The sequence below is a fragment of the Burkholderia sp. DN3021 genome, from assembly GCF_049805555.1.
Lineage (GTDB): Bacteria > Pseudomonadota > Gammaproteobacteria > Burkholderiales > Burkholderiaceae > Burkholderia > Burkholderia pyrrocinia_C.
Genome location: NZ_JBNCAB010000074.1, coordinates 25,222 through 37,586, shown reverse-complemented (window position 1 = coordinate 37,586; position 12,365 = coordinate 25,222). Strand labels below are relative to the sequence as shown.

Here is a 12,365-nt window from a genome sequence, read left to right as displayed (position 1 = left end):
GCTTTCGGAACTGCTCGATGCAGCCGGCGCGTCCGCTGCGGGCGTGGCCGCCGCAGCGGCTGCCGGCGCCGCGTCACCCGACGCAGTCGCCGGTGCGCTGGCGCCGCCGGAGCCGCCGCGGAAATCGGTGACATACCAACCCGAACCCTTCAGCTGGAAGCCCGCGGCAGTGACCTGCTTGCGAAACGCATCCTTCCCGCATTCCGGGCACTGCGACAGCGGCGCGTCGCTCATCTTCTGGAGCACGTCCTTCGCGAAACCACACGCTTCGCATCGATAGGCGTAGATCGGCATGATATTTTTCCCGCGGAAACTGGAAACGGCTTGCAAAACCTTGAATTATAGCCGAAACCTCGGCGCGCTCCGGCAACGGCCGTGACGCCCGGGCATCAGCGGCGGCGCCACGTGAGCCAGCGCTCGTGCCCTTCGAACACCGGCAGCGAATCGGTCACGGGCAAATCCTCGATCAGTTCGAAGTGCGGCGCGAGCAGCGCGTCGAGTTCGGCACGCTCGATCCCGAACGGCGGCCCCTTCGGTTTCACCGTCAGAAAGAAATAGCCGGCCAGCAATCCGTCCGTGGACAGCAACCCGGCCATCCGTGCCGCATAGTCGGCGCGCAGGCTCGGCGGCAGCGCGCACAGGAACGCGCGCTCGTACACCCACTGCACGTCGAACGGCGGCCGGTACGTGAAGAAATCGGCCTGCTCGACGACGTCCGCATGCGCGCCGAGCCGCGCCTTCGCGGCAGCCACCGCCTGCGCGGCAAAATCGATCGCACGCACGGGCCAGCCGGCCTGCGCGAGCCACCCGGCCTCCTGCGCACTGCCGCAGCCGGGAATCAGCACCGCGCACGGCTCGAGCCGGTGCGCGAACACGCGAAAGCCGTCCGGCACGCCGCCGAATTCCCACGGCGTCACGCCGCGCTCGAAACGCTCGTCCCAGAACGACGCGTTGCCGGGGTCGCGCGTCGCGAAATCGGCGGCCGCCGGTGCGGCCGGTTGCTTCGGATCGGACATCGCCCTGCTCCTTTCGGTCATGCGCCGTACGCGAGCGCCAGCAGCACGCGCGCGACGAGCGCCCCGACGCCGACGGCGAGGCCGAAGATCAGCAGCGCCTGCAGCAGCCGGTTGGTACGCTTCTGCTCGACGAGGACCTGACGCATCAGGTCCTCGCTCGCGGCACGCGGCGCGTCATGGCGCGCCGCCATCGCGTGATGGATCAGGCGCGGCAGTTGCGGCAGCGTCTTGCTCCACTGCGGCGCCTCGACCTTGAAACGCTCGTACCAGCCGCGCAGGCCGATCTGCTCGGTCATCCAGCGCTCGAGGTAAGGCTTCGCGGTCTTCCACAGGTCGAGTTCGGGGTCGAGCGAGCGACCGAGCCCTTCGACGTTCAGCATGGTCTTCTGCAGCAGCACGAGCTGCGGCTGGATCTCGACGTTGAAGCGGCGCGACGTCGAGAACAGGCGCATCAGCACCTGGCCGAGCGAGATGTCCTTCAGCGCACGGTCGAAATACGGCTCGCACACCGCGCGAATCGCGCTTTCGAGCTCCTCGACGCGCGTCTCGGGCGGCACCCAGCCCGATTCGAGGTGGAGCGTCGCGACGCGGTGATAGTCGCGCTTGAAGAACGCGAGGAAGTTCTGCGCGAGGTAATTCTTGTCGAAATCGGACAGCGCGCCGACGATCCCGAAATCGAGCGCGATGTAGCGGCCGAACGTGTTCGGGTCGAGGCTCACCTGGATGTTGCCGGGGTGCATGTCCGCATGGAAGAAGCCGTCGCGGAACACCTGCGTGAAGAAGATCTCGACGCCTTCGCGCGCGAGCTTCTTGATGTCGACGCCGGCCGATCGCAGCGTCTCGACCTGGCTGATCGGCACGCCGGTCATGCGCTCCATCACGAGCACCTGCGACGTCGAGAAATCCCAGAACATCTCGGGCACGAGCAGCAGGTCGAGGCCCGCGAAATTGCGGCGCAACTGGCTGCCGTTCGCGGCCTCGCGCATCAGGTCGAGCTCGTCGTGCAGGTACTTGTCGAATTCGGCGACGACCTCGCGCGGCTTCAGGCGCCGGCCATCGGCCCACATGCGCTCGGTCCAGATGGCGATGTCGCGCATCAGCGCGAGATCCGAATCGATCACGGACAGCATGTTCGGGCGCAGCACCTTCACGGCGACGGCCTTGCCCGCGTGCAAGCCCTGCTTGAGTTTCGCGAAATGCACCTGCGCGATCGACGCGCTCGCGATCGGCTCGCGCTCGAATTCGTCGAACAGCTCGTCGACCGGCGCACCGAGCGACTTCTCGATGATCGCGATCGCGACCGCCGAATCGAACGGCGGCACCTGGTCCTGCAGCTTCGCGAGTTCGTTCGCGAAATCGACCGACAGCAGGTCGCGACGCGTCGACAGCACCTGGCCGAACTTCACGAAGATCGGGCCGAGGCTTTCGAGCGCGTGACGCAGCCGCACGGCGGGCGGATCGGAGTAGCGGCGGCCGATCGTCGTGATCCGCAGCAGCAGCTTCACGCGACGGTCGTCGATCCGGGACAGCATCACTTCGTCGAGGCCAAAGCGGATGACGGTGTAGACAATCTTGATGAAACGGAAAATGCGCATGCCCTGCGGCCCTCAGTGCGCGCCGCGCGGGCCTGAACCCGTGCGCGCGCCGATTTTTTGTTCGAGTCGCTCGACCCGCTTTTCGACCCGCGCGAGCGCATCGCGTGCGCGCGCCAGTTCGGCGTCGAAGCCGCCGAGCGCCGTGCGCCGGACGACTTGCGGATTTTCGTCGAGCCAGTACTCGGCGACGGAATCGAGCACGTTGCGGCCGGTACGTCGCGCGCGCGCGCCGGCATCGCGCACGACCGTCGCGATCCGGTGTGCCGCCGCGTCGCCGACCAGCTTCGCGAGATCTTCTTCCGGTTCCCAGCGCAGGTGCTCGGCCAGCTTCGCGATCTGCGTCGCGAACTCCGCATCGCCGTCGATCTTCACGTGCTTCATCACGGCCGCCTGGCCGCCCTGCAGGAACGCGGCGACCGTGTCGCCCGCGAGTGCGATCGACACGTCGACCTGTTGCGCATCGTGCGCGTCGACGGCCGACAGGTAGCCGTCGGGCTGCACCAGCAGCGTGAGCGTGACGGGGGGCACGTCGATCCGGGCAGTCTTGCCCGCATACGGAATCAGGCGGTCGCGCGCCCACGATTCGCGCGCGAGCAGGTGATTGACAGCAGCAGCAAAAGGCTTGGCGGCAAAGGTCATCGGGCTGGGAAAGAAAAAACCCGCGCAGGCCGGGCGCCCACGCGGGTTTCTATTGTAACGTCGGATCGTCGGCAGACCGTGCCCGACCGTACACCCGGGCGGCAAGCGGTCGCAGTGCGGCGGCGCTCGCCCGGGCATCCGGCGGCGCCGGCCGCCGGTCATGCTCAGTGCGTGTTGAGCTGCTGGATGCCCGCGAGCAGCCAGCCCTGACTGCCCGACTTCGACAGGTTCCACACTTCGTCGAACGGCGCGGCCGACGCATTCGCCGATTCGCGGATCAGGCCGTGGAAGCGCACGCTCGCCGACTGCTCGATGCCGCGATCCTCGATCGCGACCAGTTCCGCGTCGAGCTGCACGACGTCGGTCTGGTTCGACTCGTTGCCGCGCGAATCGAGGTCGATCTTGATCTCGGCGAACATTTCGGGCGTCGTGAACTCGCGGATGTCGGCCAGGTTGCCCTGGTCCCACGCAGCCTGCAGGCGCACGAAATAGACCTTCGCGCTGCGCAGGAACGCTTCGGTGTCGAAGCCGGCTGGCACCTGGAGCGGGGCGGCCGAGGCCATCGCACCCGCTGCCGCGCCGGCAGCCGCGGCACCGCCGCCGAACACGCCTTGCGCTTCGTTCGCGTAGCTGCTGCCGCTGCCCGCCTGGTTGCTGCCGGTGTTGCCCTGCTGGAACGACGGGCTTTGCGAGTAGCCGCCCGACGACGACGCCGAACCGCCGACCGAATACGCCGGCTCCTGCGAACGACGGCGGTTCATAAACTTGCGCACCAGCCAGATGCCGATCATCGCGAGCAGCGCGATCACGATGATGTTCGACATCATGCCGGCAAACGCTTCGCCGAGACCGAAGTGCGACAGCAGCGCCGCGATGCCGAGACCGGCCGCGAGGCCGGCGATCGGCCCGAGCCAGCGCGAGCGGTTGGGCTGTGCGGCCGGCGCGGGCGCGGCCGGGTTGGCACGCTGCGCCTGCGACGGCGCGGCCTGCTGCATCGGCTGCTGCGCGGGCGGCGTGGCCTGGCGCTGCGTGACGGTGGAATTCTGGCGGCCGATGCTGCGCCCGCCCCCCATGCGCCTGGCTTCGGCGTCGAGCGACGCGAACGTGCCGGCCGTGAGCAGGCCGACCATCAGCAGCGTGCCGACCCGTCGAGCCCACGGCTTCGACGGCTTGCTACGGTTGAACAACGAACGCGATTCGGACATCACTTTCTCCAGATGTAAGACAAATGTATGGGAAGAACCCCTTAGTACTTGGTTCCCATGTGTAAAGCTACCACGCCACCTGACAAATTGTAATATTTGACGGCATCGAGGCCCGCTTGTTCCATCATCGTCTTCAGCGTGTCCTGATCGGGGTGCATCCGGATAGATTCAGCAAGATACCGGTAACTTTCAGCATCTTTCGCGAACTTGTCGCCAAGCCACGGTAATACTTTGAAAGAATACAGATCGTACGCTTTTTTCAGCGGATCCCAGACTTTCGAGAATTCCAGCACCATCACGCGGCCGCCGGGCTTCGTCACGCGGCGCATTTCCGCCAGCGCGGCGTCCTTGTGCGTCATGTTGCGCAGCCCGAACGCGACCGTGACGACGTCGAAGTAGTTGTCCGGAAAGGGAGTTTTCTCCGCGTCGCACAGCAGCGACGGCGTCACGATGCCCTTGTCGAGCAGCCGGTCGCGGCCGACGCGCAGCATCGATTCGTTGATGTCCGTGTGCCAGACCTCGCCCGTCGGCCCGGCCGCCTTCGCGAACGACTTGGTCAGGTCGCCGGTGCCGGCCGCGATATCGAGCACCTTGAAGCCGGGGCGCACGTTCGCCTGTGCGATCGTGAACGCCTTCCACGCGCGGTGCATGCCCGCCGACATCAGGTCGTTCATCAGATCGTAGTTGCTCGCGACCGAATGGAACACACCCGCCACTTTCTTCGCTTTTTCGTTTTCCTCGACGCTTTCGAAGCCGAAGTGGGTTTTGCTCATCGCGTTGATCCTCAGTAAATGGCAAGACGGCGCCGAGCGGGCGCCGTCGATTTCAGTGGCAGTGGCCGTGCGGCGCCGCGGCCGCCTGCATCGGGGCGTCGCGATCGGCGCCCGCCGCCTTCAGTTTGTCGAAATAGTCGCGCCACAGCGCGTCCTGCTGCGTCGCCAGTTCGTACAGCAGGTCCCACGAGTAGATGCCGGTCGAATGGCCGTCGGAGAACGTCGGCTGCAGCGCATAGTTGCCGACGCCTTCGAGCGCGGTGATCGTCACCTCGCGCTTGCCCGTCTGCAGCGTCTCCTGGCCGGGCCCGTGGCCGCGCACCTCGGCCGACGGCGAATAGACGCGCATCAGCTCGAACGGAATCCGGTAGCTGTCGCCGTTCGGGTACTGCAATTCGAGCACGCGCGATACCGCGTGCACGACGACGCCGGACGGAATCGGCGTCTTGGAAGTCAAACCGCTCATGGCTGCCTCGAATCGGTCGTTCGTTGAATTTCCTCGCGCACCGCATTGTGCAGCAGCGAGGCCTGAGCGGCGCGCGTGCGCAGCAGCGCCTCGGACACGCCGCGCTGGCGCGGCGCCCACACGGGCTGCGGGAAATGGGCGTCGTTCGAGAAGCGCGGGATCACGTGCCAGTGCACGTGCGGCACCATGTTGCCGAGGCTCGCGAGATTCACCTTGTTCGGCTGCATCACGCGGCGCACGGCCCGCTCGACCGCATAGACCACGCGCATCAGGTGTGCCCGCTCGGGCTCGCCGAGATCGGAAAACTCGGCCACGTGCGCACCCCAGATCACCCGGCAGAAGCCCGGGTAGTCGTGCTCGCCCGTTGCCAGCACGACGCGCAGCGCATCGTCCCGCCAGAGCAGCTCGCCGCCGTCTTCACGGCAAAACACGCATTCCATCGTCGCTCCCATGTGGGCGGGCGCCCGCGCATCGGCGCCGGCGCCCGCTCTCATCCCAAGCCCGGTCGGGCGGTCGTCATGCCCGCATTAGACCAGCACGCGCTCGATCCCGCCATGGTTCGCACGTGCGACATAATCGGCCATCCAGTTCTCGCCGAGCACCTGGCGCGCGATCTCGACCACGATGTAGTCGGCCTCGATGTTCGCATCCTCGTTGTAGCGCGACAGGCCCTGCAGGCACGACGGGCAGCTCGTCAGGATCTTCACGTCCGGGCCGGCGTTCGCGGCCGGCGCCGGTGCGCTCGCGCCGTCGGCGACGACCGGGATGCTGCGCAGCTTCGCCGCGCCCTTGCGGATTTCCTCTTCCTTGCGGAAGCGGACCTGCGTCGACACGTCCGGGCGCGTGACCGCGAGCGTGCCCGATTCGCCGCAGCAACGGTCGTTCTTCTCGATCTTGTAGCCGTCCTTCTCCGCGCCCATCAGCTCGTTGACGAGCTTGACCGGGTCCATCGTCTTGATCGGCGTATGGCACGGGTCGTGATACATGTAGCGCGTGCCCGTCACGCCGTCGAGCTTCATCCCCTTCTCGAGCAGGAACTCGTGGATGTCGATGATCCGGCAGCCGGGGAAGATCTTGTCGAATTCGTAGCCCGCGAGCTGGTCGTAGCAGGTGCCGCACGACACGACGACCGTCTTGATGTCGAGGTAGTTCAGCGTGTTCGCGACGCGGTGGAACAGCACGCGGTTGTCCGTGACGATCTTCTCGGCCTTGTCGTACTGGCCCGAGCCGCGCTGCGGATAGCCGCAGCACAGGTAGCCCGGCGGCAGCACCGTCTGCACGCCCGCTTCCCACAGCATCGCCTGCGTCGCCAGGCCGACCTGCGAGAACAGCCGCTCGGAACCGCAGCCCGGGAAGTAGAACACCGCCTCCGAATCGACGGTCGTCGACTTCGGGTTGCGGATGATCGGCACGATCTTGTTGTCCTCGATGTCGAGCAGCGCGCGCGCCGTCTTCTTCGGCAGGTTGCCCGGCATCTTCTTGTTGACGAAGTGGATCACCTGTTCGACCACCGGCGGCTTGCCGACGGTCGCCGGCGGATGCTGCGTCTGCTTCGCCACGACCTTCTTCAGCATGTCATTCGCGAAGCGCTGTACCTTGTAGCCCACGCCCATCATCACGCCGCGCGCAATGTTGATCGTCTGCGGATTGGTCGCGTTCAGGAAGAACATGCCCGCCGCATTGCCGGCGTTGAATTTCTTCTTGCCCATCTTGCGCAACAGGTTGCGCATGTTCATCGTCACGTCGCCGAAGTCGATCTTCACCGGGCACGGCGTCGCGCACTTGTGGCACACCGTGCAGTGGTCGGCCACGTCGTTGAACTCGTCCCAGTGCTTGATCGATACGCCGCGGCGCGTCTGTTCCTCGTACAGGAACGCCTCGACCAGCAGCGACGTCGCGAGGATCTTGTTGCGCGGGCTGTACAGCAGGTTCGCGCGCGGCACGTGGGTCGCGCACACCGGCTTGCACTTGCCGCAGCGCAGGCAGTCCTTCACCGAATCGGCGATCGCGCCGATGTCGGACTGCTGCATGATCAGCGACTCGTAGCCCATCAGCCCGAAGCTCGGCGTGTACGCGTTGCGAAGATCGGCGCCGTCGAGCAGCTTGCCCTTGTTGAAGCGGCCGTTCGGGTCGACGCGCTGCTTGTACGCGCGGAATTCGGCGATCTCGTCGTCGGTCAGGAACTCGAGCTTCGTGATGCCGATCCCGTGCTCGCCGGAGATCACGCCGTCGAGCGAGCGCGCGAGCTTCATGATGCGTGCAACCGACGCGTGCGCGTCCTGCAGCATCTCGTAGTTGTCGGAGTTGACCGGGATGTTCGTGTGGACGTTGCCGTCGCCGGCGTGCATGTGCAGCGCGACGAACACGCGGCCGCGCAGCACCTGCTTGTGGATCGCCTGCGCTTCGTCGAGGATCTGCTTGAACGCGCCGCCGTTGAAGATCGCGCGCAGCTCGGCGCGGATCTCCTGCTTCCACGAGATGCGGACCGTGCGGTCCTGCGTGATGTGGAACACGGTCGCGCCCGGCTGCTCGTCCGCGCGATCCGCGAACTTCTCGGCCAGCGCCTCATAGCCGAGCTGCACGAGATAGTGCTGCGCCTCGCGCAGCGGCTGGTCGAGCCGGTCGCGCACGAATTCCCAGCGCGCGCGCACGCGCCTGAGCAGCTCCAGCGCCTGCTGGACACGATCCTCGAGCAGCTCGGCGCTCGGAATCTCGTTTGCGTCGTCGGTCTTGCCGAGCGGCAGGTTGCCGCCGCGGAAGAACGCTTCGAGCGCGTCGACGAGCTGCAGCTTGTTCTTCAGCGACAGCTCGATGTTGATCCGCTCGATGCCGTCGGTGTACTCGCCCATCCGGTTCAGCGGGATGACGACGTCCTCGTTGATCTTGAACGCGTTCGTGTGCTTCGCGATCGCGGCCGTGCGGCTGCGGTCGAGCCAGAAGCGCTTGCGCGCCTCCGCGCTGACCGCGACGAAGCCCTCGCCGCTCTTGCCGTTCGCCATCCGGATCACTTCGGACGTCGCGTGCGCGACCGCATCCGCATCGTCGCCGACGATGTCGCCGATCAGCACCATCTTCGGGAACGAATTGCGCTTGCTCTTGGTCGCGTAGCCGACCGCGCGCAGGTAGCGCTCGTCGAGGTGCTCGAGGCCCGCAAGGATCGCGCCGCCCTGCTTCGACGTTTCGAACAGGTAGTCCTTGATTTCGACGATGCTCGGGATCGCCTCGCGCGCCTGGCCGAAGAATTCGAGGCAGACGGTGCGCGTGTGCGCGGGCATCTTGTGCAGCACCCAGCGCGCGGACGTGATGAGCCCGTCGCAGCCTTCCTTCTGCACGCCCGGCAGGCCGGCGAGGAACTTGTCGGTCACGTCCTTGCCGAGCCCTTCCTTGCGGAACCGGCGGCCTTCGATCTCGAGCATCTCGGTGCGCAGCAGCTTCTCGCCCGGCGCGTATGCGCCGTCGAACCATTTCAGCTCGAAGCGCGCGACCGCGATGTCGTGGATCTTGCCCTGGTTGTGCTCGTGGCGCGTGACTTCGAGCCAGTTGCCGTCCGGGTCGACCATCCGCCACCAGGCCAGGTTGTCGAGCGCGGTGCCCCACAGCACGGCCTTCTTGCCGCCCGCGTTCATCGCGACGTTGCCGCCGATGCACGACGCGTCGAGCGAAGTCGGATCGACCGCGAACACGTAGCCGGCCGCCTCGGCCGCCTCGGTCACGCGGCGCGTGACGACGCCCGCGCCGGAGAAGATCGTCGGCACCTTGTGCGCGACGCCCGGCAGCTCCGTCAGCTCGACCGCGCCGAGCTGTTCCAGCTTCTCGGTGTTGATCACCGCGGAGAACGGCGTGAGCGGCACCGCGCCGCCCGTGTAGCCGGTGCCGCCGCCGCGCGGGATTACCGTCAGGCCGAGCTCGAAGCAGGCCTTGATCAGGCCCGCGATCTCGGCTTCGGTATCGGGCGTCAGCACGACGAACGGGTATTCGACGCGCCAGTCGGTCGCGTCGGTGACGTGCGACACGCGCGACAGCCCGTCGAAGCGGATGTTGTCCTTCTGCGTGCAGCGGCCGAGCGCCTTGGTCGCGCGGCGGCGCAGGTCGGCCATTTTCGCGAATTCGTCGGCGAACTCGTTGACCGCGCGCTGCGCGGCGGCTTCGAGCATCTCGACGCGCACCGCGCGCTCGCGGCCCGCGTCGTCGCGGTGCGCGGTGAGATCCGCGCTGCGGCGCTTGCCGATCTCGGTCAGGCGGTGGTTCAGCGCCTCGATCAGCAGCGCGCGGCGCTTCGGGTTGTCGAGCAGGTCGTCCTGCAGGTACGGATTGCGGCGCACGACCCAGATATCGCCGAGCACTTCATACAGCATCCGTGCCGAGCGACCCGTACGGCGTTCGGCGCGCAGTTCGTCGAGCACCGACCACGCCTCTTCGCCGAGCAGGCGGATCACGATCTCGCGATCCGAGAAGGACGTGTAGTTGTAGGGAATCTCGCGCAACCGGGGCGCGGGGTCGGCGGCGACGGCGGCGGCCGCGGCCGCGCCATTCGGATCGAAAACTTGTGGTGCGTTCATGTTCGGACGACTCGGAGGGCCGATACCCCGTGCACGGGCGTCGGCAAGCGCGTGGGCGCAATCTTGGGGAAATCTGTTCTGTTACCAGGCGCGCGGCTGTCCTTCATGGGGCCGGAGCGGGCGTTGATTCGCCCCTCCTGGCCGGCGACAGGGCCTGGCGGCACTCGGAACCATCAGCACGATCGCGCGCGGCGCGCGTGCCGTTCCGCCGCGGGGCTGGCTGCGCGCGGCGTCGGCTTCAACGGGGCGATCCGAGGGTGCCTCTGCATCTTCCGATCCTTGATTCAAAACGGAATTCTAACCCATGATCGGGCCATGCGTGACACGCCGGACAGGTCGTGGGGCTATCCCCGCAAGCCGCGCCAGGCTTGGTTCGGCGCGGATTCGTGCGATCATTCGCCGCCCGTCCGGTCGGTAACCGCGCGGTTAAACCGGTAAAAACGGGACGCCCGGCGTCGCGAATGCACCGCCCGCGCCGCCCCGCGACCGCTCGCCCGGCATGCCGCTTGCATGCGGGCGGACCCTTGGCGCTATCATTGATCCTTTACCGTCTGCTTCCGCACTGCACGCGAGCGCCCATGGCATCCCACGATTACCTGAAGAAAATCCTCACCGCGCGCGTCTACGACGTCGCGATCGAGACGGAACTCGAACCCGCCCGCAACCTGTCGGCCCGGCTGCGCAATGCCGTTTACCTGAAGCGCGAGGACAACCAGCCGGTGTTTTCGTTCAAGCTGCGCGGCGCGTACAACAAGATGGCGCACATTCCGGCCGACGCGCTTGCGCGCGGCGTGATTACCGCGTCGGCCGGCAATCACGCGCAGGGCGTCGCGTTCTCGGCGGCCCGGATGGGCGTCAAGGCGGTGATCGTCGTACCCATCACGACGCCGCAGGTGAAAGTGGACGCGGTGCGCGCGCACGGCGGCCCGGGCGTCGAGGTGATCCAGGCCGGCGAGTCGTACAGCGACGCGTACGCGCATGCGGTCAAGGTGCAGGAAGAGCGCGGCCTCACGTTCGTCCACCCGTTCGACGATCCTTACGTGATCGCCGGCCAGGGCACCATCGCGATGGAGATCCTGCGCCAGCACCAGGGCCCGATCCACGCGATCTTCGTGCCGATCGGCGGCGGCGGCCTCGCGTCCGGCGTCGCCGCATACGTGAAGGCCGTGCGCCCGGAGATCAAGGTGATCGGCGTGCAGGCCGAGGATTCGTGCGCGATGGCGCAGTCGCTGAAGGCCGGTGAACGCATCGAGCTGACCGAGGTCGGCCTGTTCGCGGACGGCACCGCGGTGAAGCTCGTCGGCGAGGAAACCTTCCGGCTGTGCCGCGAATACCTGGACGACGTCGTGACCGTCGACACCGACGCACTGTGCGCGGCGATCAAGGACGTGTTCCAGGATACCCGCAGCGTGCTCGAGCCGTCCGGCGCGCTCGCGGTCGCGGGCGCGAAGCTGTACGCGGAACGCGAGGGGATCGAGAACCAGGCGCTCGTCGCGGTCACGTCCGGCGCGAACATGAATTTCGACCGGATGCGCTTCGTCGCCGAACGCGCGGAGGTCGGCGAGGCGCGCGAAGCCGTGTTCGCGGTCACGATCCCCGAGGAGCGCGGCAGCTTCAAGCGCTTCTGCTCGCTCGTCGGCGACCGCAACGTCACCGAGTTCAACTACCGGATCGCCGACGCACAGTCCGCGCATATCTTCGTCGGCGTGCAGATCCGCCGGCGCGGCGAATCGGCGGAGATCGCCGCGAACTTCGAGTCGCACGGCTTCAAGACCGTCGACCTGACGCACGACGAGCTGTCGAAGGAACATATCCGCTACATGGTCGGCGGCCGCTCGCCGCTCGCGCTCGACGAGCGCCTGTTCCGCTTCGAATTCCCGGAGCGGCCGGGCGCGCTGATGAAGTTCCTGTCGTCGATGGCGCCGGACTGGAACATCAGCCTGTTCCACTACCGCAACCAGGGCGCGGACTACAGCTCGATCCTCGTCGGGCTGCAGGTGCCGCAGGCCGATCGCGCCGAGTTCGAGGGCTTCCTCGCGGCACTCGGCTATCCGTATGTCGAAGAGAGCGCCAACCCGGCTTACCGCCTCTTCCTGTCGTAAAGGCGTCGCG

10 protein-coding genes are annotated in these 12,365 nt (G+C 66.9%); 1 reads left to right on the top strand and 9 read right to left on the bottom strand.

What is annotated here, in order from left to right:
* From ACPUER_RS28070 to ACPUER_RS28030, 9 genes are all read right to left on the bottom strand, one after another.
* Positions 1–294: FmdB family zinc ribbon protein (locus ACPUER_RS28070; RefSeq protein ID WP_425132689.1), on the bottom strand; the 294-nt coding region annotated here is incomplete at its 3' end.
* Positions 295–389: 95 nt separating this feature from the next.
* Positions 390–1,016: an SAM-dependent methyltransferase gene (locus tag ACPUER_RS28065; RefSeq protein WP_425132688.1), complete on the bottom strand. Its 627-nt coding sequence runs from the start codon at positions 1,014–1,016 to the stop codon at positions 390–392.
* 17 nt (positions 1,017–1,033) lie between these two features.
* Entirely contained in the window at positions 1,034–2,611 is a 1,578-nt protein-coding gene (gene ubiB, locus ACPUER_RS28060; protein ID WP_072443505.1) for a ubiquinone biosynthesis regulatory protein kinase UbiB, read from the bottom strand.
* A 12-nt stretch (positions 2,612–2,623) separates the two neighbouring features.
* Positions 2,624–3,250 carry a ubiquinone biosynthesis accessory factor UbiJ gene (locus ACPUER_RS28055; RefSeq protein WP_072443507.1) on the bottom strand — a complete coding sequence of 209 codons (627 nt, stop codon included), beginning with the start codon at positions 3,248–3,250 and terminating at the stop codon, positions 2,624–2,626.
* Between the two features lie 164 nt (positions 3,251–3,414).
* Positions 3,415–4,455 (bottom strand): Tim44 domain-containing protein, encoded by a 1,041-nt coding sequence (locus tag ACPUER_RS28050; RefSeq protein WP_034179007.1) that lies wholly within the window; start codon positions 4,453–4,455, stop codon positions 3,415–3,417.
* Positions 4,456–4,496: 41 nt separating this feature from the next.
* Positions 4,497–5,228, bottom strand: a complete 732-nt coding sequence (gene ubiE / locus ACPUER_RS28045) for a bifunctional demethylmenaquinone methyltransferase/2-methoxy-6-polyprenyl-1,4-benzoquinol methylase UbiE (RefSeq protein ID WP_072443509.1) — start codon at positions 5,226–5,228, stop codon at positions 4,497–4,499.
* A 52-nt stretch (positions 5,229–5,280) separates the two neighbouring features.
* Complete coding sequence (locus ACPUER_RS28040) at positions 5,281–5,694, bottom strand: gamma-butyrobetaine hydroxylase-like domain-containing protein (protein WP_425132687.1); 414 nt, start codon at positions 5,692–5,694, stop codon at positions 5,281–5,283.
* The gene (locus ACPUER_RS28035) at positions 5,691–6,134 is read right to left on the bottom strand and encodes an HIT family protein (protein ID WP_034179010.1); all 444 of its coding nucleotides are present in this window, start codon (positions 6,132–6,134) and stop codon (positions 5,691–5,693) included. The genes ACPUER_RS28040 and ACPUER_RS28035 overlap by 4 nt, the downstream gene beginning before the upstream one ends.
* 87 nt (positions 6,135–6,221) lie before the next feature.
* On the bottom strand, positions 6,222–10,253 hold the full coding sequence (locus tag ACPUER_RS28030; protein ID WP_425132686.1) for a DUF3683 domain-containing protein: 4,032 nt from the start codon (positions 10,251–10,253) through the stop codon (positions 6,222–6,224).
* A gap of 578 nt (positions 10,254–10,831) precedes the next feature.
* Here ACPUER_RS28030 and ilvA point away from each other — a divergent pair.
* A complete protein-coding gene (gene ilvA, locus ACPUER_RS28025; protein WP_425132685.1) occupies positions 10,832–12,355 on the top strand; it encodes a threonine ammonia-lyase, biosynthetic in 1,524 nt (507 codons plus the stop codon).
* Positions 12,356–12,365: the final 10 nt, after the last annotated feature.